We start from the raw sequence: 21256 nt of genomic DNA, 5'->3' as shown, positions 1-21256 counted from the left end.
GAGCCCGCGTCGAGCCCTGGATGCTCGAACCGAACGTCCAGGATCGACGCGCTCAGGCCAGTTGGATGTAGACCGAGTAGCTACCCAGCAGCACCCAGAAGACCAGAAAGATCCACGGCGTGCGTAACGAAAACAGCAGTGATTTTCGATGCCCTGCACGAGAGGTCTCTGCCTCGGAGAACAGCGGCGACTCGTCGTAGGCCAACCCCATCAACGGCTCGCTGCGCAGCAGGTGGCTTTGCTTGAGCTGCCAGTGATCGATGATGTTGTACGCAGCCCGGATGCCAGGCCAGGCGTTGAGCGAGCTCAATACCCCGAGCAAGGCAAGGAACGCCGGCACGATCAGGGTGAACATTTCGCCCCACCCTTGATTGAGGTTGCCCATGGAAGAAACGAACGCGATGACCAGGAAAGATTGCGCCGCCAGGTAGGCATCCGTGCGATTGGCCAGGATGCTGGTTTCGTACTGGATCTCGCGGCGGTAGAAGTCCAGGCGCTCCTTGGGAGAGCCGAACATCCTCGCATTGTGCTCGTTGATCTCGTGTTCAGGGGTGGTTGGGGTAATGATTCGAGGCATTCGCTGCTCCGGAAAGTGGGGTCCGAGCTACGAGATGAGCCAGGAGCTGAGTCCGGTAGAACAGGCGATGGGACCGAGAATTCCATTGAATTGACGTCTCACCTGCGATTTCCCTGCTCCGCCCCAGAGGCTCGCCAGCGTGGCGAGCCTCAACCCTGTCGGGTGGCAGTTTCAGCGTTTGTGCTGACCATGATCACGGGCCGTTTTTTGCGCCGTCGAGTCATGTGATGTACCGGTAGATCCGTCCGGACGATGGGCGTCGTTGTCTCGCTCCTCCTCCCCCTGGGTCCCGGTCTGCGTCCCCGGCTTTTGAGTATGGGTCTCTTTTTTCATGCTGCTCTCCTCAGCTTGGCCTTTGAACAAGGGAAGCCAATCCGTGGGGCAAAGTTCCATGTTTGGAGCCCAGACCCGCTAAAGGTCAAGCGCGCCACGGTGCAACGCACTCAGCCTGCGCGCAGCGTCAACGCCTCCCTCGTCCAGCAGGCATAACGGGATTCCGCTCAACGCATGCAGCGAATCAGCCAACCCCTCGCCAACCAAGGCCAGCGGGCAGGCAATGTCCATCTGCAAGGTACGCAAGCGCCTGGCCAAGGCGGGGCTCACCGGCGCCTGGACTTTTATCACCAGCGCCGCAGGCTGCATGGCGGTGCAGAGCAACGGCAACTCTTCCAACGACTGTCCGCAGCCCAGTACGTCGATGCGCTGTTGCTCGCTGCTCAACATCAGCCCAGCGCACAGCACCTCGAATTCAGCCAGCCCCTCGGTGCTTGCCAGCAGCACCCGCGGCGCGGGGACCTGATTCAAGTGCAGGCGCGCCAGCAAGCGGGCACGCAGGAACGTATCGAGAAACAGCCATTGGCTACGCCGGCCTGGAGCAGCCCCTGAAGCCAACTCATACCAAACCGGCATCAGCACTTCGCGCAGCACGGAGGTCTTGGGGAACAGGGTGAACAACTGGCCATGAATCCCCTCCAACGCCTGTGCATCGAATGCCTCGGATGCACGCACCACAGCGTCTCGCCATTCGTCGAAGGCCGAGGCCTGCTGCACTGGCGCCTCAGGCCGGCCGGCGAGCCTGTCGCCGACCTTGCTGATAGACAGGCCGTTGGCAGTCCAGCGCAGGATGTCGCGTATGCGTTGCACATCCCGGGCGGTGTACAAGCGATGGCCGCCCTCGGTGCGCTGCGGGCGTATCAACCCATGGCGCCGCTCCCAGGCGCGCAACGTGACCGGGTTGATGCCGGTCAAGCTGACCACATCGCGCATGGGTAGCAAATCGGGTGGGGTGGTGTCAGTCATAATCAGAGAATATCCGGGAGATCGAGCATTCTAAACTCATATGGACTTTCTGCGGCGAGCCTCCATGGTCCATCATGCAACCAACGGCGCCGAGGTCTTCCACACAGAAGCCATCTGCGCATCTCGCATATAAAACGCCTGTAGGTGGGCCCTATGATCACCGCGAAACTCCTTCAACTGATGGTCGAGCATTCGAACGATGGCATCGTCGTTGCCGAGCAAGAGGGCAACGACAGCATCCTCATCTACGTCAACCCCGCTTTCGAGCGCCTGACCGGCTATTACGCCGACGACATCCTCTATCAGGATTGCCGTTTTCTGCAGGGCGAGAATCATGACCAGGAAGGCCTCGCAAGCATCCGCGATGCGATCCGTGAAGGCCGCCCCTGCCGCGAGGTGCTACGCAACTATCGCAAGGATGGAAGCCTGTTCTGGAACGAATTGTCCATCTCGCCCGTGTACAACGAGGCAGACCAGCTGACCTACTACATCGGCATCCAGCGCGATGTGACAGCGCAGGTTTGCGCCGAAGAAAAGGTGCGCGAGCTCGAGGCCGAAGTGGCCCGCTTGCGCCGCCAGCTCGGCCAGGACGAGCGCTAAAAAAAGCTATACACAGCCCTCAATCTGTATAGATTAATCTCGGCGCTTCAGCTATACCTGTACAACAAATATATTTTGTACAGGATTTCCTGGAGCCCACATGTCAGCATACCTACAGCAATTCGCCGAGCGCTTCGCCAGCCTCGATGGGGCTAACCTCGGCACGCTGGAAAACCTGTACAGCGAAGACATCACTTTTCGCGACCCTCTGCACCACATACAGGGCCTGCCGGCGCTGCGAGCCTATTTCGAGCAGCTGTACGCCAACGCCACCGATATCCGCTATGCCTTTCTCAGCGCCGACGAGGTGAGTCCCGGACAGGGTTACCTGCGCTGGACCCTGCAGTTCCGCCACCCACGCCTGGCCAGCGGGCGGCAGATCTCGTTGCAAGGTTGCAGTTGCCTGCACTGGCGCGACCGTGTGCATTTTCACCAGGACTATTTCGACGCCGGCGCCCTCATTTATGAACACCTTCCCATCATGGGCGGCGCCATTCGCTGGCTCAAAGGCAGGCTGGCATGAGCCGCTGCTGGTTGACCGGCGCCAGCAGCGGTATCGGTGCCGAGCTCGCTCGCATCCTGCTGGAGCAAGGCCATCAAGTGGCCCTGGGCGCACGCCAGGCCGATCGCCTTGCACCCCTGGCCGAACAGTTTCCTGGGCAGGTACTGCTGGCCATCGGCGATCTTGGCAACCCTGAGGATATCGCCGCGATCGCCGCGCGGATCGAGCAGGCCTGGGGCGGGCTGGACATGGCCATTTTCAATGCCGGCACCTGCGAATACCTGGAGCCGGGGCAGTTCGATCCGGCGCTGGTCGAGCGCGTGATGCGCACCAACCTGCTCAGTGTCGCCTATTGCCTGGCATCGGCATTGCCCCTGCTTCGCAAGGGCGAGCGCCCTCACCTGGTGGTGATGGGCAGTTCGGTGACCTGGCTGGCGTTGCCCCGCGCCGGTGCCTACGGCGCCTCCAAGGCCGCGGTGCGCTACTTGATGGAGTCACAGCGGATCGACCTGGCTCGCGAAGGTATCGCAGTCACCTTGGTCAGCCCTGGCTTTGTCGACACACCTTTGACACGCCGCAACGATTTCCCCATGCCGCAGCTGTGGAGTGCGCAGCGCGCCGCCCGACACATCGCCAGGCGCTTGCCCCACCGCCCCGTGGAAATCAACTTCCCCGGTCTTTTCACCTGTGTATTGCGCCTGCTCGGTGCGCTACCGGCGCGCCTGCGTCTGGCCCTGGGGCAACGCCTCGCCCGTCATGAACAGGAAGGTTGATTCATGCGTATAGCAATCATCGGCAGCGGCATCGCCGGGCTGACCTGCGCCCATCTGCTGTCACGCAACCACCAGGTCACGGTTTTCGAAGCCGAGCGCTGGATCGGTGGCCACACCCACACCCTCGATGTGGTCTGGAAGGGCCAGCGCCATGCAATAGACACCGGCTTCATCGTGTTCAACGACTGGACCTACCCCAACTTCATTCGGCTGCTCGACCAGCTCAAGGTCACCTCACAGCCCACCGAAATGAGTTTTTCCGTGCATGACCCGGCCACAGGCCTCGAGTACAACGGCCACGACCTGAACACACTGTTCGCACAACGCCGCAACCTGATCTCCCCAGGGTTCTGGGGAATGCTGCGGGATATTCTGCGCTTCAACCGCCAGGCACTGTCCGACCTGGACAACCAGCGTATCGATGCCAGCACCACGCTGGGTAGCTACCTTCAGGCACAGGGCTATGGGCAGCGCTTCATCGACCACTATATCGTGCCGATGGGATCGGCCATCTGGTCGATGTCCCGCGCCGACATGCTCCACTTCCCCCTCGAGTTCTTCGTCCGCTTCTGTCGCAACCACGGCCTGCTGTCGGTCAACCACCGTCCACAGTGGCGGGTCATCAACGGTGGTTCGAGCAGCTACATCGCGCCACTGTGCCGCCCCTTCGCTGAGCACATCCGCCTTGACTGCAAGGTTCACCGGGTCAGCCGCGACGAAGGTGGGGTAACCGTGGTGAGCGCGGCCGGCACCGAACGCTTCGACAATGTGGTGTTTGCCTGCCATAGCGACCAGGCCCTGGCAATGCTGGAAAGCCCCAGCGCACAGGAGCGTGCCGTGCTCGGGGCCATCGGCTACGCCAGTAACGACGTCGTACTGCACACCGACACCCGCCTGCTGCCGCGCCGCAAGCGCGCCTGGGCGAGCTGGAACTACCGCCTGGGAGGCCCACAGGAGGCTCCCGCCGCGCTGACCTACAACATGAATATCCTGCAAGGTATTCAGGCACCGACCACCTTCTGCGTGAGCCTAAACCAGACCGCATTGATAGACCCTGCGCAGGTGATTGCCCGCTTTCAGTACGCCCATCCTCAATACAGCCTCGCGGCATCCGCGGCGCAGGCTCGGCAGTCAGAGCTGCAAGGTCAGCAGCACAGCTACTTCTGTGGTGCCTACTGGGGAAATGGCTTTCACGAGGACGGTGTGGTCAGTGCGCTGAAGGTGGCCGCGCATTTCGGGGTGCAACTGTGAACAGCAGCCTTTGCCTGGGCTGGATCAGCCACCATCGCCTGACGCCGCGCGCCCACGCGTTCCGCTATCGAACAGGCATGTTCTACCTGGATCTGGACGAGCAAACCTGGCTGATGAGCCTGTCACGCTGGCTAGGGCGCTGGCGACTGGCACCGCTCAGCTTTCGCCAGACCGACTACCTGCCAGCGCTGACCCAGCAGGGACACACGTTGGCACAGGCCGCGCGCTTGATCGTCCACCAAGCCACGGGGCATATGCCCGAAGGCCCGGTCCACCTGCTCACGCAATTGCGCTGCTGGGGGCTGTCGTTCAACCCGGTGAGTTTCTATTTCTGCCATGACCGGGACGCGAACCTGGCGGCGATCCTGCTGGAAGTACGAAACACCCCCTGGCGTGAACGCTTCCACTACGTGCTGCCGGTCCACGACAACCTGGGCACACCCTTCACGGTATCCAAGGCCTTCCATGTGTCGCCGTTCATGCCACTGGACATGGACTATCGCTTTCGCTTTTCCCTGAATGCGCAACATATACGTATCCACATGGAGAACCACCAACACGAGCGCACGGTGTTCAAGGCAGACCTCGCCTTGCAGCGCCAGCCTTTGGACCGCGCCAGTCTGCATCGATACATCCTGGCCTTCCCGTGGATGAGCCTGCGCACCCTCTCGGCTATCTACTGGCAAGCACTGCGCCTGCTGTTCAAACGCACCCCCATCCATGACCACACTGCCCGCCAGAATCACTTGGCGCTCGGCCACTCCTGCGAGGACACGAATGATGTCGAATCACACCCTGAGCGTTAGCAAGTTCGCCGGCCTTGCGCCGTTGCTCGGCGGTCTGGCACGAAGCGCCGTACTCGCCCGGATGGGCAAGCTGCGCCAAGGTCACTTGCGCCTGCTGTGCCACGGCCAGCAGTGGAGTTTTGGCGATGCCGAGAGCCCGTTGCAGGCCGAAGTGGAGGTGCTCGATGACGCCACCTGGAGCCTGATCGCCGGCAATGGCTCGATCGGTGCCGGCGAAGCCTATATTCACGGCTACTGGCGCAGCCCGGACCTTGCACGGGTGACGCGCCTGTTCGTCGCCAACCTTGAAGTGCTCGACGCGCTCGAGGGCGGCCTGGCACGCCTCGGCCGCCCTGCCCTGCGGCTGTTGCACCAGCTCAACCGCAATAGCAAGCGCGGTTCCCGGCGTAACATTCTGGCGCACTACGACCTCGGCAACGCCCTGTTCGAGCGACTACTGGACCCCACCATGATGTATTCGGCAGCCCAGTTCGAGCATCCCGGGCAGACACTGGAACACGCACAGGTGCACAAGCTGGAGCGTATCTGCCAGAAACTTGAGCTATGCCCTGACGATCACCTGCTGGAAATTGGCTGCGGTTGGGGCTCCCTGGCGATTCACGCCGCCACCCGATACGGCTGCAAGGTCACCACCACCACGCTCTCCGAAGCGCAGTACAGCCATACCCTGGACCGCGTTCGGGCGCTGGGCCTAGAGCAGCGCATAACGGTACTTCGCGAGGACTACCGCGACCTGGAAGGCCGTTTCGACAAATTGGTTTCGATCGAGATGATCGAGGCGGTCGGCCATCGTTATCTGCCGGTGTACTTCCGCCAGTGCGCCGCGCTGCTCAAGCCCGATGGCCTGATGCTGCTGCAAGCCATCACCATTCGCGACCAGCGCTATGACCAGGCACGGCGCTCGGTAGACTTCATCCAGCGCTACATTTTCCCCGGAGGCGCCCTGCCTTCGCTGAGCGTGATGCTCGATACCGCCAGCCGGCACACCGCGCTGAACCTTGTACATATGGAAGATTTCGGCCAGGACTACGCCCTCACCCTACAGCATTGGCGGGAAAACCTGCGTCAGGCACGCACGGCGCTGGCCGACCTGGGCTACGACGACACGTTCCAACGCCTGTGGGAATTCTACTTGTGCTACTGCCAAGGCGGCTTCGAGGAGCGCGCCATCGGCGTTGCCCACCTGCTGTTGGCCGCGCCCCAGGCACGTCGCGCGCCCTTGCCAGGCCAGGCCTGATGCATGGCGGCAGGCTGGTCGCCAATGCCCTTTGGTTGCAGGTTGGCTGGTGGGCCTGCGTGCTGGGTGCCGAACGGCCCTGGCTCTTGCTGCCGGTGATCCTCGGCCTCGGCGTGCACCTGTACCTGAGCCGGGACGTCAGCGGCGAGTTCAAGGCCCTGTGGCGCGTTACCTTGGCCGGCTGCCTGCTCGATACGGTGCTGGGAGCGCTGGGGGTATTCGCGTTCGATGCCTGGCCGCTGCCACTGTGGCTGGCGCTGCTGTGGCTGGTGCTGGCCAGTGGCATGCGCCACAGCCTGGCATGGATCGCCAGGGACTGGCGGCTTGGTGCACTGCTAGGCGCGATCGGCGGCCCACTGGCTTACCTGGCGGGCGCCAGGCTGGCCGGGGTGGGATTGCCGTTGGGCACGCTGGAAACCGGCCTGCTACTGGCGCCCATCTGGGCCTTCACCTTGCCCCTGCTCTTGCGCCTGGCGGCGTGGCGCTGACCTGCGGCATCGCTCAGAGCAATAGCGCACCGCTTCCCAGCAACGCGCCCAGCGCTTGCGCCAGTTGAACGGCCGGCCGCACACCACACAGACTTTGCTGGGCAACAGGCTCTTCTTCATATTGCCTGCCCGGCATCCAGTCGCGCCAACAACGACTGGCCGCGTTGCCATACGGCATCGCGACGGCTGGCCGACATGCCATCGAGCCCACGATAGGCCAGAGCCAGCCGCGGGTTAGCCGACAGCAAGGTGCGATGGCGAATGAGAAAATGCCAGTACAGAGCATTGAACGGGCAAGCATCCTCCTCGGTTACCTGACCAACCCTGTAACTGCAGGACGCGCAATGGTCGGACATGCGCTGGATGTACCGACCACTCGCACAATAGGGCTTGGAGCCCAGGTAGCCACCGTCGGCATGCATCACCATGCCAAGCGTGTTGGGCAGCTCGACCCAGTCGAAGGCGTCCATGTAGACCGCCAGGTACCACTCACAAATCGCCGTTGGCACGATACCGGCCAGCAAGGCGAAGTTGCCGGTGATCATCAGCCGTTGGATATGGTGTGCGTAGCCCAGCCGCAAGGTCTGCCCGATGGCTTGCGCCATGCAGCGCATACGGGTTTGCCCGGTCCAGTAGAATTCCGGCAACGCGCGCTCGTTGCCCAGGTGATTGAGCCCCGCATACTCCGGCATGCGCAGCCAGTAGATCCCGCGCACGTACTCGCGCCAGCCTATCAACTGACGGATGAACCCCTCGGCTGCATTGAGCGGCACTCGCCGCTCGCGCCACGCCCTGTCGACGTCTTCACACAGGCAACGCACATCCAGTAGCCCGATGTTGAGCGCCGCACTGATGCGTGCATGAAACAGGTAAGGCTCACCCTCGGCCATCGCATCCTGGTAGTCCCCGAAAGCCGCCAGGCCAAACTCCAGAAAGTGTTGCCAGAGCTGCTGGGCCTGGGCATGGGTTACTGGATAGTCGAAGCCGTCGGTGGTCCCGTAGTGGTCGCTGAAGCGCTGACCTACCAGCGCCTGCACCGCTGCTGTGATCTCGTCCTGCGCGAAATGCGCAGCGAATGGGCCACGTAGCTGACGCGGCAACGGCTTGCGATTGTCGGCATCGAAATTCCAGGCCCCACCTGCCGGGCTGCCATCGAGCTCCATCAGCAGGCCGGTGCGCTTGCGCATGCCACGGTAGAAGTGCTCCATGCGCAGTTGGCGCCGTTCGCCGGCCCAGCGCGCGAAGGCTTCGCGCGAGCACAGAAAACGCCGGTCACGGTGCCACACCAGCGGCAACCCGGCATCACGCAATGCCTGCTCCAGACGCCACTCGCCGCACTCGGTCAGATGGATCTGCGTAGCGCCCAAGGCCTGTTGCCAGCGACACAACTCGCCAACGATGCTGCCGCTGTTGCCTGCCGCATCGAGCTCGACATAGTGCACTTGCCAACCCCGCTCGCGCAGGCAGCGAGCGAAGTGCCGCATGGCGCTGAAGATCAGAACGATCTTCAGTGGATGGTGCGGCACGTACCGGGCCTCACCCTCCACCTCCGCCATCAAGATAGCGTCCCGGGCAGGATCGAGAGCGCTCAGGCTCGCCAGGTCGAACGACAGCTGGTCACCCAGCACCAGGCCCAGGCGCATCGCTTCGCCTACCACTGGCTGGCGAGCGTTATCGGGACGCGCAGTGGTTCGATGGGGCCGTCACGTTGCCCGCACATCTCATCATGTACCACGTGCTGCACCAGCGTGCAGGGCACGGCTGGCAGGCCCGTCAGCAACTGGCGTAGCTCGGTGGTGGAGCGCACGCGCAAGGGCTGCCCATGGGCATCGTTCAGAGTCACGGGGCCAGCGTCGGTCAAGGCACGCAGAAGGTAGAAGCCGCCCTCCAGCGACAGCAGTTCCAGCGCCTTCGCTTCGCCGGTCGAGACCCATTGAAACAGCGTGACCAGGTTCACGGCGTACCCTCCGGGAGGCGGCGGAAGAACAGGGTGATCTGGCCGATTTCCACGCCCAGCTTGCTCATACTCGAGCGATTGATCAGGGTGTCGTCATCCATCAGGTACATCCAGTCGTCCAGGTCCACTTGCCAGTTACGCCCATCGACAGGCAGGTCAAGCTGATAACGCCAGCGCAACGCGTTACCCGCCACTTCCCCCCTCGCCTCGCCAATGACGTCCCCCGCCGTTCCGCGCCAGCGGCCAGGGCCGTCGGGCACCAACCGCCAGGTGCGTTCCTGGCGGGTGCCATCGCTGTAGAGAAAATGTTCTTCGAGGATCAGATGCTCACCTTCACGACGGCTATCGATGCGCACATGAAAGCGCTTGACCACCTCACCGGAGCGCTTCTGGAACATCCCCCAGGCCTGTACCGGCCGCGAGAAGAACGCCATCAGGTCGAGCTTCGGCTGCCCCTGGGCATAGCGTTCGACCCCGACATTGCCACAGCTGCCCAGAAGCAGACACAACGCCAGCAACAGTGCTTTGTACATGTTCAGCGTCCTCGTTCACTGCCAGTCAGCCCGAGCAGGCGCTGACGCAGTTGTGGGTCCCTGGCACGCGGATCGAGCCAGATGGCAAAGAATGCCCGGGCAAAGGCCGGGTCGTTGATTTCGCGGCTCAATTCACCCTCGACGTAAAAGCGGCACCCCTGCCCCGGCAGGTACAAGCCTGTAAATCGCATCCCGGGGCGCACGTCCACGAATGCCGCTTCGAGCGCCTGGGTCCAAGCCGGGCGTTGCTGGGGCGCAATGCCGCCAGCGTTGAGACGATCCATTTCCTCGAGGCTGGCCTGTACCAGCGTGTCCTTGGACAACGACCGGTGATAGAGAAGCTCGAGGGCGAACGGCCGGTTCCAGTCCAGCGCCGGCCCCAGCGTCCATAGCTGGGCGGTGTAAAGACGCAGGCCGAACCAAGTGAACTCACCGGCACCCAACCGCTGCGCTCCGGGCAACTGCGAGCGCCAGTCCGCCGTCGCCGAAAACGCAACGATCAGCAGGCAAAGGCACGTCCAACGAGCACGGTGAACCATATTGACCTCAAGTGCGGCCTAATACTGTACAAAGATAGCATGATGTACAGATATTCTATCTTCATGTACAGATTTTGCCATTTGTCCCCAGGCCACGGGCACAGTCGTTGGTCGCCGCCGAAATAGAAAAGAGCCATCCGGTCAAAACGTTCGCACTTATTTGCCTGCGCGGTAGTCATAGGTCTGAATACCACCTCGCCTACCGGAGCTCCCATGCCCATGACCCGCGCCTGCCAACAGCTCGCTCTGGAGCAGAATCGCCGGCTGTTCGCCAGCGCCTATGAACTCGACCACGCAGCCTCTGCCCTACTCGAAGGCGTCGGGCTCGACGCCTTTGACTTCGACCATTACCAAAGGCTGCGGCGCAAGGCAGCCGAGCGTTATCAGGAGGCCATCGAGCATTTGGCCCTCCTCGAGGGCAACCGCTCATCGCCAAAATGAGCGCCAGCCTATAATCTGCGCCCAGTGCCCGGCGATTCGCCCCAGGCCATTTCCCGGTCCGTACAAGGCTGATGCCATGAAGTCGTCCAGCAAAACGTCCCTCGCCTCGCCGCACAACTCGGCACTCAGTCCCAGCCACCTGGATTTCCCCGTGGTCGGCATCGGCGCCTCAGCCGGCGGGCTGGAGGCGATCCGTCGTTTCTTCCAGCACGCCCCGGACGACTCCGGCATGGCCTTCGTCGTCGTTCTACACCTCTCCCCGGACCACCAGAGCCAGGCCGACCGGATCATCCAGGCTGTCACCCGCATGCCGGTACGCCAGGTCAGCGAGCCGGTGCCGATCGAACGCAACCATGTCTACGTGATCTCGCCGGCCAATCGCCTGTCCACCAACGACGGCTACCTGAGGGTAACACCGGCCAAGCGCAGCCGCGGCGATCACGTGGCCATCGACCTGTTCTTTCGCGATCTGGCCGACGTGCACAAGGACCATGCGTTCTGCGTCGTGCTCTCGGGAACCGGTAGCGACGGCGCCGTAGGCCTGACGCGCATCAAGGAGCAAGGTGGCGTGACCCTGGTGCAGGCACCCGATGATGCCGAGTACCCCGACATGCCCCGTGCAGCGCTGGCCACCGGTATGGTCGACATGCTGCTGCCAGTGGCTGAAATGCCTGGGCGCCTGGTCGAGTTGTGGCGCACGGCGCGTCAGGTGAAACTGCCGGAAATCGAGGACGACAGCCTGCCGCCGCCACTGGGAGAGCGTGAAGGCGACCCGGCGGCAAGTGACCCGTTGCTGGATGAGATCCTGCTGACGCTGCAAGGCGATACCGGGCACGATTTCAGCCATTACAAGCGCGCCACCGTACTGCGCCGTCTGGAACGCCGCCTGCATGTCACCGGCCAGACAGAGCTGGCCGGCTACCTCGACTTCCTGCAACGCCATCCGGAGGAGTCGCGGGCACTGCTGGCCGACATGCTGATCGGAGTGACCAATTTCTTCCGCGACCGCGAAGCGTTCGAAGCGTTGCAGCGCCATGTCATGCCCGGCCTGGTCAACAAGGATGCCAGCGAAGAGTCCGCGCACGAGGTACGCCTCTGGTCAGCGGGCTGCTCCACCGGCGAGGAGGCCTACAGCCTGGCGATGTTGGTGACCGAACAGTTGGCGGTGGAACAGCGCAGTGCCCAGGTGCAGGTCTTCGCCACCGACCTCGACGAACGCGCTATCGCTGTCGGTCGCGCCGGCCGGTATCCAGACGCCATCGCCACCGACGTGTCACCGGCGCGCCTGCGCCAGTTCTTCATCAAGGAAGAACAGCACTTGCGGGTACGCAAGGAAATCAGGGAAAAGGTCCTGTTCGCCCGTCACAACCTGCTATCCGACCCGCCGTTCTCCCAGCTTGACCTGATCGTCTGCCGCAACCTGCTGATCTACCTGGACCGCGAGGTGCAGCGCGATATCCTGCGTCTGTTCCATTTCGCCCTGCGTCCAGGCGGCCATCTGTTCCTCGGTAGCTCCGAGTCGACTGACCTTGCAGCCGAGCTGTTCGTCGCCGTGGACAAACGCAACCGTATCTTCCGCGCCCGAGAAGTGCCGACCACCAGCCATCCGCCGCGCCTGCAGGCCCCGGAGCCTGCGCTCGCGCCACCGGCCCGCGCGCGTAGCACTCGCCGATTGTCCTACGCCGAGATCCACCACCGCGCACTCGCCCGCTGCACGCCGCCCAGCCTGGTGGTCGATAGCGAGGGCAATATCCTGCACATGAGTGAAGGTGTCGGGCGCTTCCTGCGCCATGCGGGTGGCGAGCTCAGCCACAACCTGCTCAGCCTGATCATCGCGCCTTTGCGGCCGGCCCTGCGCAGTACCATGCTGCAAGCGCAAGGCAGCGGCCAGGCGGTGACCTCGCGCAGTGTCGCGGTCAACCTCGACGAACAGCCCACTACCGTGCAAATCCTGATCCAGCCGCACCAGGACGACCCCAGTGGTACCGATTGCCTGCTGGTGGTGTTCCAGACGGTAGAAGTCGATAGCAGCGCCAGCACCAACGCAGCCGTCGAGCAGACCGAAGGCATGGTGTTGAGCAACCTGGAGCGCGAACTGCACCGCACGCGGCTGCAACTGCAGGAAACCATCGAGCAATCGGAGTTTTCCAGCCAGGAGTTGACCGCCTCCAACGAGGAAATGCAGGCGATCAACGAGGAACTGCGCTCGGCCAGCGAGGAACTGGAAACCAGCAAGGAGGAGCTGCAGTCGATCAACGAAGAGCTGCTGACGGTCAACTACGAGCTCAAGACCAAGGTCGAGGAGACCGACAAGGTCAACGACTACCTGAGCAACCTGATCGCCTCGACCGACATCGCCACGGTCTTCGTCGACCGTAACCTGTGCATCCGCTGGTTCACCCCACGGGCCACCGACATTTTCAGCATGCTGCCGGTGGACACCGGGCGCTCGCTACTCGATATCACCCATCGTCTCGACTACCCCGGCCTGGCCGACGACGCCCGTGCGGTGGTCGAGCGCGAGACCACCATCGAACGCGAGGTGGTCGGCCACAACCAGCACTGGTACCTGGCCCGCTTGCTGCCCTACCGGGCCAGCGAGCGCAATGTCGATGGCACCGTACTGACCTTCATCGACATCAGCCAGAGCCGCGCCGCGGAAGAACGCTTGCGCCAGGGCGAGGAACGCATGCGCCTGGTGGCCGAAAGCACCCATGACTTCGCCATCATCCTGCTTGACGAGCAAGGTCTGATCACCGACTGGAACACCGGCGCCGCGCTGATTTTCGGTTATGGCAAGGACGAGGTCCTCGGCCAGCACTATCAGCTGATCTTCACCGAACAGGATCAGGCCAGCGGTGTGCCGGAACACGAGCTGCGCAGCGCCCGCCTCCATGGCCGCGGCCAGGACGAGCGCTGGCACGTGCGCAAGGATGGCAGTCGCTTCTACTGCAGCGGCGAGGTCTCCCGCCTCAAGGGCAGCAGCCTGCGCGGCTACGTGAAGATCGCCCGCGACCTCACCGGCCACAAGCGCCTGCACGACGAGCAGAGCAAGCAACTGGCCGAGTCGCAGAGCAGCAGCCACATGAAGGACGAGTTCTTCGCCGTCATGTCCCACGAGCTCAAGCATCCGCTGAACCTGATCCAACTCAACGCCGAGATCCTGCGCCGCTCGCCGGCGGTGAAGTCTGCCAGCGCCGCCAGCAAGGCTGTCGGGATCATCTGTGACGCAGTATCCAGTCAGGCGCGGATCATCGACGACCTGCTCGACGTCGCCCGCATCCGCACCGGCAAGCTCAAGCTCAAGACCCAGTTGATCGACCTGTGCGCAGTGCTACAGGGCATCCATGCGGTGGTGCTCAACGAGCAGCATCCTTGCACCGTGCGCCTGGCGTTGCCGGCCGATGGCGCACCGGTCTACGTCGATGCCGATGGCACGCGGCTCGAACAGATCATCTGGAATCTGCTGAACAACGCTTTGAAATTCAGCCCCGCAGGCAGCGAGATTCGCGTGGCGCTCGCCAGGCGAGACACACAAGCCCATCTGGAAGTGATCGACCAGGGCGTGGGCCTGACCGCGGATAGCCTCGAGAGCGTTTTCGACCTGTTCACCCAGGCTGCCCCGCAGTCGTCCGGCAACCACCGCGACGGGCTGGGCATCGGCCTGTCGCTGGTGCGCCAGTTGGTCGAGGCCCATGGCGGGACGGTGGCGGCTTATTCTCCGGGGCTTGGTTGCGGCACCACCTTCACGGTCTCCCTGCCATTGACCGCACCCGAGCACCAGGCCCCGCCAGATGCGCCCGAGCAGCCCAGCGACGGCCGCCTGGACGGTATCAAGGTGCTGCTGGTAGACGATTCGAAGGAAATCCTCGAGGTCATGCAGCAGTTGCTAGAGATGGAAGGTGCGAACGTCGAGGCCTACAGCGACCCGCAAGCAGCGCTCGAGGCCGCCGCCGGCGGACGCTACGAGATCATCCTGTCCGATATCGGCATGCCGATAATGGACGGCCATGCCCTGATCAAGGCGCTACGGGGCCTGGAGCACCTGCGCTACACACCGGCCATTGCCCTGACCGGCTACGGCGCCAGCGCCGACCAGTACCGCTCACGCCAGTCAGGCTTCGATCGCCATCTGAACAAGCCGGTGGGCTATGACGAACTGGTCGAGGCCATAGAGACACTGTGCGGTTCGGTGCCCTATTGACCTGGCGCTGCGCCGTCAAAGCGCGGGCCACGGGCACCTGGCTGGATTCGCCGCCCAGTGTGGCGATGTTCATTCGCCCCTACTGCAGTGCCGTGGAACAGCGCTTTTAGAAGAGATCACGGAGTCGATCGGGTCAGTTGGGTGAATCATTTGACTGGCCCTGTCTTCTTCCAGGCTCAGTCAGACGTGTCCTTTTCCTGAGCATCACGGCTCGCTTTTGCCGAGTCGTGCTCACCCATTCGCTGGTAATGCTTGCGCAGCGCATGCAGTTCCGCCGGCCCCATGTCCTCAAGGTCCAGCAGCGCCTTGTGCGCCCGCTTGGTGGTGCGCAGCAGCTCGTCGATCTTGATGTGCAACTCGTCGTTGTCGCGGTTCTGGGTGTTCTGGATCAGGAACACCATCAGGAAGGTGATGATGGTGGTAGAGGTGTTGATCACCAGTTGCCAGGTATCGTTGAAGTCAAACAACGGCCCGCTCACCCCCCAGGCAATGATGAGCACTAGTGCGATGGCGAAGGTCATCGGACGTCCACTGCGGTTGGCCAACCATTGGGCAAATCGATCGAATTTCATGGTTTACCTCGATGTGTGCTCCTGCATGCGGTGGAGCCCCGCAGCACGGGCAAAGTTCCGGTTTTCTTCCCCCACCGGCGAGCGTGCTCGCAATGCAGGCCACGCGCAGTACTGCTGTTGTTCACCCGCTAAATGTTTGTCCCGCGGTCCTTCAGGCAATTGGTCTGGAAATCCGAGAATCTTTGCAGTGCGATGACTCGCGCCCTGGTCACAGCTGAACACAGGCGTTCCTGTGTTCGACCAGAGGTGACCCCTCATGGCTGACAAAAGCGACTGACCTACCTGCCCAGGAGACCGACCATGAGCGACCCCAATCATCCAGATCCTTATGTCGATGAAGTCCCACACGATCCCGGCGAGAAGATACCCGCGCCCGACCCGCAACAAGAGGCACCCGACTGGCCGGAAGGCCAGGTACCTCCAGAAGAACAATCCGATGGCTGAAGGCCCCGCGCTTTCCAGGTAACGCCACTCGTCAATCCTGCTGAACCCTCTCGATCCGCCACGGGTCGCTACTGATGAGTACATCAATCCAGGGGGCTGTGGTGAGCGAGATCCGCATTGGCATTTCCGGTTGGCGCTATGGCCCATGGCGCAAGGATTTCTACCCCAAGGGGCTGCGTCAGGACGACGAACTGGCGTTCGCCTCGCGGGCAGTCAACAGCATCGAGATCAATGGCTCGTTCTACGCGCTGCAGACCCCTGAACGCTACGAGCGCTGGCGTGACGAGACGCCCGACGATTTCGTGTTTTCGGTCAAGGCGCCACGCTATATAACCCATGTGCGCAGGCTTCGCGAGATCGACGAAGCGCTGGCCAACTTCTTCGCCTCGGGCCCCTTGCTGCTGGGTGACAAGCTTGGGCCTTTTCTCTGGCAGTTTCCCCCAAACCTGAAATTCGACGTGCAGCGGTTCAGCGATTTTCTCGCCAAGCTCCCACATGACCGCTCGGCCGCCCGCCGCATTGCCCGCGACGCCGCCGAGCGCCTGCAAGGCAGCGGTGGGACTGCCATCAAGGGCAACGCACGCCTGCGCCACGCCGTGGAAATCCGCCACCCCAGCTTCCTTTGCGACACCTTCATCGACCTGTTGCGCAAACACAAGGTCGCCTTGGTGGTCGCCGACAGCGCGGGCAAATGGCCTTATGTCGAGGAGGTCACGGCCGACTTCATGTACCTGCGCCTGCATGGCGATGTCGAGCTCTACAGCAGCGGCTATACCGCCAGCGCGCTGCGCCGCTGGCGCATGCGTATCCAGGCCTGGGCGGCAGGCGGTCAGCCGGAGGATGCCCAGCGCGTCGTGCGTCGCGCGCCGGCAAAACGTGCCTCCCGTGACGTGTACTGCTACTTCGACAATGACCAGAAGGTGCATGCCCCTTACGATGCCCGCCGCCTGCTGGGCAAGCTCGGCCTTGACGGCGAGCTGGTGACCGAGCCCGGCGTCGAACCGCAGGAGTCGCTATGAACGGAACCATGCCCGCCCCACGCTGCATCATCGACAAGGTGACCGCCGTGCACCGCCTGACGGTGCTGACCCTCAACGTGCACAAGGGCTTCACCCTGTTCAATCGCCGTTTCATCCTGCCGGAACTGCGCGAGGCGGTGCGCGCGACCGGGGCCGACCTGGTGTTCCTGCAGGAAGTACACGGCAGCCATCAGCAACATGCCGAGCGCCACCCGACCTGGCCGACGGCACCTCAGTACGAATTCCTCGCCGACAGCATGTGGCCGCAGTTCGCCTACGGACGCAACGCGGTCTATCCCCATGGCGACCATGGCAATGCCCTCCTGTCCAAATTTCCGATCCGCGCCCACGATAACCTTGACGTCACGATCCGCGGCAACGAGGAGCGCGGCCTGCTGCATTGCCAGCTCGAAGTGCCGGGCCACGAGCAGGTGCACGCGATCTGCGTGCACCTCGGGCTGCGCGAGGAGCACCGGCAGCAACAGGTCGACCTGCTGCTGGCGTTGCTGGACAGCCTGCCCTCGGACGAGCCGGTTATCGTCGCAGGTGACTTCAACGACTGGCGCCTGAAAGCGGATGTGCGGCTCTCGGGGCATCTGGTCGAAGCCTTCGGCAAGCCGGCGCGCAGCTTTCCCGCGCGCCTGCCGCTGCTGCGCCTGGACCGCATCTACCTGCGCAACGCACAAGCCAGCGACGCCCGGGTACTGTCCAGATACCCGTGGTCACACCTCTCCGACCATGCCCCGCTGGTCGCGCAGGTGACGCTATGAAGCTGCCCTGGAGCGAAGGCAATCACGTCCAGTTGCTGGTCAACGGCGAGCAGTACTATCCGCGCGTGCTCGAGGCCATGGCTCAGGCTCGCGAGGAAATACTCCTGGAGACCTTCATCATCTACGACGACAAGGTCGGCCAGGCCTTGCGCCAGGCCTTGATCGACGCCGCTCGGCGCGGGGTAAGGGTCGAAGTCGCCGTGGACGGTTACGGCACCGCCGACCTGCCCGACGAATTCATCGCCTCGATGACCGAGGCCGGGGTCCGTTTCCATTCGTTCGATCCGCAACCACGATTGGCCGGCATGCGCACCAACCTGTTCCGTCGCCTGCACCGCAAGATCCTGGTGATCGACGGACAACGCGCGTTCATCGGCGGTATCAACTACAGCGCCGACCACCTCGGTGACTTCGGCCCACAGGCCAAGCAGGACTACGCCGTGGAGGTCGTCGGCCCGGTAGTGGGCCAGGTGCACGCGTCCTCCTGCCGAATGCTCGCCCCCGTGCTGGATGCCGCCAGCCGAGTCCAGCCGAACAACATCGCCGCAGGCCCGGCCAGCGCCGTGCTGGTGGAGCGCGACAACCGGCGCCACCGCACCGATATCGAGGTCTGTTATCTGCAAGCCCTGCGCGAAGCCAGGCAACGTATCGTCGTGGCCAACGCCTACTTCTTCCCCGGCTACCGCCTGCTGCGCGAACTGCGCAACGCCGCTCGGCGCGGGGTCGAGGTGACCCTGATCCTTCAGGGGCAACCGGACATGCGCTGGGTCCGCGCACTCTCCCGGCTGCTCTACAACTACCTGTTGCGTGACGAGGTGCGCATCTACGAATACTGCCAGCGCCCGCTGCACGGCAAGGTAGCGTTGGTGGACGACGAGTGGACCACGGTGGGCTCGAGCAACCTCGACCCACTGAGCCTGTCGTTCAACCTCGAAGCCAACCTGCTGATCCGCGACCGTGCGTTCAACGCTGTGCTCTACCAACACTTGAGCGAACTGACCCGCGAGCACTGCAAGGCCGTGACGCTGGAGCGCATGGTGCGCGGTTACTGGTGGCGTGCCCCCTTGATCTTCCTGGGCTTCCATATCACCCGCTATTTCCCGCGTATCGCCGGCTGGTTCCCGGCACACCGGCAACGCCTGCAGTCGCTGCAAAGCGAAAGCGAGGCTCCGGCCGACTACCAAGAGGGCAAGACCTGATGGCCACGCCACGCTGGAAGACCTGGGGCAAACGCCTGCTGACCGTGCTGTTCCTGGTATTGATCCCGGTGCTGTTGTTCACCCTGGCGCGCAACCTGGACTGGAACGAAGTCAGCCAGTCGCTGCGGGCCTACCGGCCCTCGACGTTGGTCCTGGGGTTGCTGCTTGCCCTGTGCAGCTACCTGGTGTTCGCCAGCTACGACCTGCTCGCCCGCGCCTATACCGGCCACCGCCTGCCAGCTCGGCAGGTGCTGCCGGTGGCATTCGTCTGCTATGCGTTCAACCTCAACTTCACCACCTGGGTCGGTGGCGTGGCCCTGCGCTATCGGCTGTATGGCAGGCTGGGCCTGGATACCCCGACCATCACCCGCATCCTCACCCTGGGCCTGTTGACCAACTGGATGGGCTACCTGCTGTTGGCCGGCACCGTATTCGCCTTGGGCCTGGTCAAGCTGCCGGAGAACTGGACGGTAGGCGCTGGCGGCCTGCGGCTGATCGGCGTGTTGATGGTCGTGGTCGCGTTGGCCTACCTCTTCGCCTGTGCCTTCGCCAAGCGGCGCACGTGGGACCTGCGCGGGCATGAAGTCACCCTGCCGAGCCTGCGCCTGGCGTTGTGCCAGGTGGCCTTGGGTGCAAGCAACTGGGCGTTGATGGCGGCGTTGATCCATCTGCTGCTGCCACCGGAGCTGTTCTATCCCTCGGTGCTGGGTGTGTTGCTGATCAGTTGCGTGGCGGGCGTGGTCGCCCATATTCCCGCCGGGCTTGGGGTGCTGGAGGCCGTTTTCCTGGCCCTGCTCCATGGCCAGCTCGGCCAGGGCACGCTGGTGGCCGCGTTGCTGGGTTATCGAACCTTGTACTACCTGATCCCGCTGCTGTTGGCGGTGGTCACCTACCTGATCCTCGAGAAACGCGCCAAGGCCTTGCGCCGACAGGTCGAGCCAGCCCTCGACAAGCGCTGATGGCCGTGGGGCCCGGGAGGTACATCATGCGGATCGTTCCATGTATTGCACTGCTGGCCACCCTGGCCAGCGGCCAGGCAATGGCCGAAGGCTGCGACGTGGTCACGCGCTCATCCAGCGAGGCGGTCAAACCGGTGCAGCAGCATACCTGCTACAGCTACGCCAACATGCCGGCCGAAGCGATTGCCTGGTCGTGCAGCAATGAAAGCAAGGAGATGCTCAACAGCCAGAAACGCCGAGTCGAGCGTTGCGCCGACGGCAGCGTCGGCAGCTGCATCGCACCGTTGACCCAGGAAACCCTGGCCAACCCCGATGCCGCGGGGCGCAGCGAGCCTTCCACCCGCCCCACCGTGCCCAAGGACGCGCGGATCATCACCTACTACTACGACACCCCCAGCCTGGGCCAGGCGCGTAGCGATTGCGAACGCAGCAACGGTGTCTGGCAGACCCACTGACGTAGAGGAGAACGACCATGCCACGTGGAGAAAAAGACAAGTACACCGATAAACAGAAACGCAAGGCCGAGCATATCGAACAGAGCTACGAGGCCAAGGGCGTGTCCAAGGACGAAGCCGAAGCCCGCGCCTGGGCCACGGTCAACAAGCAGTCCGGAGGGGGTGAGCGCAAAGGCGGTTCGGGGCAACGGAAAAGCCCGACGGCCAAGGCCAAGGCACGGGAGTCCTCGGCCCGGCGTGCTGTCGCGACGAAGCATGGCGTGCCCCGTTCCGGACAACAGCTGGAGGACATGACCAAGGCCGAGTTGATGGACCGTGCGCGTAAACAGCACATTGCCGGTCGCTCGACCATGCGCAAGGGAGAGTTGATTGAGGCCTTACGCAAAGTGGCTTGAGCCGCACCGGCGTCCTTACAGGGCAATCTCAGTGCTGTTGCTGATCAAGAATCCAGCGTCATACCCCACTAGCGACAGCTGCGTCAGCCCAGTCACCGCCCGTACCTCCGCGACTTCAGGAGGCTGAACGCAGGACTTGCGGAGGGAGGTGACGGGCATGGATGCCCGTCAAGCGCTGGGGCCCAGGATGGGCCCTGCAGCGCGGTCCTCCCGGGAGCAAGGCCGGAGTGAGGGAA

The 21256-nt window shown here is 63.3% G+C and carries 25 protein-coding genes; 16 read left to right on the top strand and 9 right to left on the bottom strand.

Features of this window, described 5'->3' with window-relative positions:
• Positions 1-52: 52 nt before the first annotated feature.
• The 3 genes from ACNFHO_RS17235 to ACNFHO_RS17225 all read right to left on the bottom strand — a co-directional run bounded on the left by ACNFHO_RS17235 (position 53) and on the right by ACNFHO_RS17225 (position 1876).
• Positions 53-577 (bottom strand): hypothetical protein, encoded by a 525-nt coding sequence (locus tag ACNFHO_RS17235; protein ID WP_054894651.1) that lies wholly within the window; start codon positions 575-577, stop codon positions 53-55.
• A 171-nt stretch (positions 578-748) separates the two neighbouring features.
• Positions 749-910, bottom strand: coding sequence for a hypothetical protein (locus ACNFHO_RS17230; RefSeq protein WP_416766923.1), 162 nt, complete (start codon positions 908-910; stop codon positions 749-751).
• 78 nt (positions 911-988) lie between these two features.
• Complete coding sequence (locus tag ACNFHO_RS17225; RefSeq protein ID WP_416766922.1) at positions 989-1876, bottom strand: MerR family transcriptional regulator; 888 nt, start codon at positions 1874-1876, stop codon at positions 989-991.
• 153 nt (positions 1877-2029) lie between these two features.
• On the opposite strand from ACNFHO_RS17225, the gene ACNFHO_RS17220 reads away from it, so the two are divergent.
• From ACNFHO_RS17220 to ACNFHO_RS17190, 7 genes are all read left to right on the top strand, one after another.
• The gene (locus ACNFHO_RS17220; protein ID WP_112898072.1) at positions 2030-2476 is read left to right on the top strand and encodes a PAS domain S-box protein; all 447 of its coding nucleotides are present in this window, start codon (positions 2030-2032) and stop codon (positions 2474-2476) included.
• 100 nt (positions 2477-2576) lie between these two features.
• Positions 2577-2999, top strand: a complete 423-nt coding sequence (locus tag ACNFHO_RS17215) for a nuclear transport factor 2 family protein (RefSeq protein WP_054894648.1) — start codon at positions 2577-2579, stop codon at positions 2997-2999.
• Positions 2996-3751, top strand: coding sequence for an SDR family NAD(P)-dependent oxidoreductase (locus ACNFHO_RS17210; RefSeq protein ID WP_063544644.1), 756 nt, complete (start codon positions 2996-2998; stop codon positions 3749-3751). The genes ACNFHO_RS17215 and ACNFHO_RS17210 overlap by 4 nt, the downstream gene beginning before the upstream one ends.
• A 3-nt stretch (positions 3752-3754) precedes the next feature.
• Complete coding sequence (locus ACNFHO_RS17205) at positions 3755-5002, top strand: NAD(P)/FAD-dependent oxidoreductase (protein WP_125930078.1); 1248 nt, start codon at positions 3755-3757, stop codon at positions 5000-5002.
• On the top strand, positions 4999-5808 hold the full coding sequence (locus ACNFHO_RS17200) for a DUF1365 domain-containing protein (RefSeq protein ID WP_416766921.1): 810 nt from the start codon (positions 4999-5001) through the stop codon (positions 5806-5808). The genes ACNFHO_RS17205 and ACNFHO_RS17200 overlap by 4 nt, the downstream gene beginning before the upstream one ends.
• A complete protein-coding gene (locus tag ACNFHO_RS17195) occupies positions 5783-7045 on the top strand; it encodes a class I SAM-dependent methyltransferase (RefSeq protein ID WP_416766920.1) in 1263 nt (420 codons plus the stop codon). The genes ACNFHO_RS17200 and ACNFHO_RS17195 overlap by 26 nt, the downstream gene beginning before the upstream one ends.
• Entirely contained in the window at positions 7045-7533 is a 489-nt protein-coding gene (locus tag ACNFHO_RS17190) for a DUF2878 domain-containing protein (RefSeq protein WP_416766919.1), read from the top strand. Before ACNFHO_RS17195 ends, ACNFHO_RS17190 begins: the two co-directional genes overlap by 1 nt.
• On the opposite strand, the gene ACNFHO_RS17185 is transcribed toward ACNFHO_RS17190, so the two are convergent.
• From ACNFHO_RS17185 to ACNFHO_RS17165, 5 genes are read right to left on the bottom strand one after another with little or no spacing between them, the layout of a single operon-like run.
• Positions 7471-7653: a DUF2256 domain-containing protein gene (locus ACNFHO_RS17185; protein ID WP_112898067.1), complete on the bottom strand. Its 183-nt coding sequence runs from the start codon at positions 7651-7653 to the stop codon at positions 7471-7473. The two genes, ACNFHO_RS17190 and ACNFHO_RS17185, sit on opposite strands and share 63 nt — an antisense overlap.
• A complete protein-coding gene (locus tag ACNFHO_RS17180; protein WP_416766918.1) occupies positions 7650-9176 on the bottom strand; it encodes a cryptochrome/photolyase family protein in 1527 nt (508 codons plus the stop codon). Before ACNFHO_RS17180 ends, ACNFHO_RS17185 begins: the two co-directional genes overlap by 4 nt.
• An 8-nt stretch (positions 9177-9184) precedes the next feature.
• The gene (locus ACNFHO_RS17175; protein WP_063544632.1) at positions 9185-9490 is read right to left on the bottom strand and encodes a DUF6482 family protein; all 306 of its coding nucleotides are present in this window, start codon (positions 9488-9490) and stop codon (positions 9185-9187) included.
• Positions 9487-10023 (bottom strand): DUF3833 domain-containing protein, encoded by a 537-nt coding sequence (locus ACNFHO_RS17170; protein ID WP_416766917.1) that lies wholly within the window; start codon positions 10021-10023, stop codon positions 9487-9489. The genes ACNFHO_RS17175 and ACNFHO_RS17170 overlap by 4 nt, the downstream gene beginning before the upstream one ends.
• Positions 10024-10025: 2 nt before the next feature.
• The gene (locus ACNFHO_RS17165) at positions 10026-10562 is read right to left on the bottom strand and encodes a chalcone isomerase family protein (protein ID WP_416766916.1); all 537 of its coding nucleotides are present in this window, start codon (positions 10560-10562) and stop codon (positions 10026-10028) included.
• Positions 10563-10775: 213 nt separating this feature from the next.
• On the opposite strand from ACNFHO_RS17165, the gene ACNFHO_RS17160 reads away from it, so the two are divergent.
• Together ACNFHO_RS17160 and ACNFHO_RS17155 are read left to right on the top strand one after the other, a co-directional pair.
• On the top strand, positions 10776-11003 hold the full coding sequence (locus tag ACNFHO_RS17160) for a hypothetical protein (RefSeq protein WP_416766915.1): 228 nt from the start codon (positions 10776-10778) through the stop codon (positions 11001-11003).
• 76 nt (positions 11004-11079) lie between these two features.
• Complete coding sequence (locus tag ACNFHO_RS17155) at positions 11080-15207, top strand: CheR family methyltransferase (RefSeq protein ID WP_416766914.1); 4128 nt, start codon at positions 11080-11082, stop codon at positions 15205-15207.
• A gap of 176 nt (positions 15208-15383) precedes the next feature.
• Here the strand turns inward: ACNFHO_RS17155 and ACNFHO_RS17150 are convergent, their stop codons facing one another.
• On the bottom strand, positions 15384-15779 hold the full coding sequence (locus ACNFHO_RS17150; RefSeq protein WP_063544622.1) for a low affinity iron permease family protein: 396 nt from the start codon (positions 15777-15779) through the stop codon (positions 15384-15386).
• 300 nt (positions 15780-16079) lie between these two features.
• Between ACNFHO_RS17150 and ACNFHO_RS17145 the strand changes: the two genes are divergently transcribed.
• The 7 genes from ACNFHO_RS17145 to ACNFHO_RS17115 all read left to right on the top strand — a co-directional run bounded on the left by ACNFHO_RS17145 (position 16080) and on the right by ACNFHO_RS17115 (position 21020).
• Entirely contained in the window at positions 16080-16223 is a 144-nt protein-coding gene (locus ACNFHO_RS17145) for a hypothetical protein (protein ID WP_153774704.1), read from the top strand.
• A 74-nt stretch (positions 16224-16297) separates the two neighbouring features.
• Positions 16298-17242, top strand: coding sequence for a DUF72 domain-containing protein (locus tag ACNFHO_RS17140; protein ID WP_239502749.1), 945 nt, complete (start codon positions 16298-16300; stop codon positions 17240-17242).
• On the top strand, positions 17239-18012 hold the full coding sequence (locus ACNFHO_RS17135; RefSeq protein ID WP_416766913.1) for an endonuclease/exonuclease/phosphatase family protein: 774 nt from the start codon (positions 17239-17241) through the stop codon (positions 18010-18012). Before ACNFHO_RS17140 ends, ACNFHO_RS17135 begins: the two co-directional genes overlap by 4 nt.
• Positions 18009-19211 (top strand): cardiolipin synthase ClsB, encoded by a 1203-nt coding sequence (gene clsB, locus ACNFHO_RS17130; protein ID WP_151924500.1) that lies wholly within the window; start codon positions 18009-18011, stop codon positions 19209-19211. Before ACNFHO_RS17135 ends, clsB begins: the two co-directional genes overlap by 4 nt.
• A complete protein-coding gene (locus ACNFHO_RS17125) occupies positions 19211-20170 on the top strand; it encodes a lysylphosphatidylglycerol synthase domain-containing protein (protein ID WP_416766912.1) in 960 nt (319 codons plus the stop codon). The genes clsB and ACNFHO_RS17125 overlap by 1 nt, the downstream gene beginning before the upstream one ends.
• A gap of 26 nt (positions 20171-20196) precedes the next feature.
• Entirely contained in the window at positions 20197-20625 is a 429-nt protein-coding gene (locus tag ACNFHO_RS17120) for a hypothetical protein (protein WP_125930088.1), read from the top strand.
• Between the two features lie 17 nt (positions 20626-20642).
• Positions 20643-21020, top strand: a complete 378-nt coding sequence (locus ACNFHO_RS17115) for a Rho termination factor N-terminal domain-containing protein (RefSeq protein WP_063544611.1) — start codon at positions 20643-20645, stop codon at positions 21018-21020.
• Positions 21021-21256 lie beyond the last annotated feature (236 nt).

This window comes from Pseudomonas sp. NY15374 (assembly GCF_048068255.1).
Classification (GTDB): Bacteria; Pseudomonadota; Gammaproteobacteria; order Pseudomonadales; family Pseudomonadaceae; genus Aquipseudomonas; species Aquipseudomonas machongensis.
Note: the sequence above shows the minus strand (reverse complement) of the source record. Positions and strands in the feature narration are given on the sequence as shown.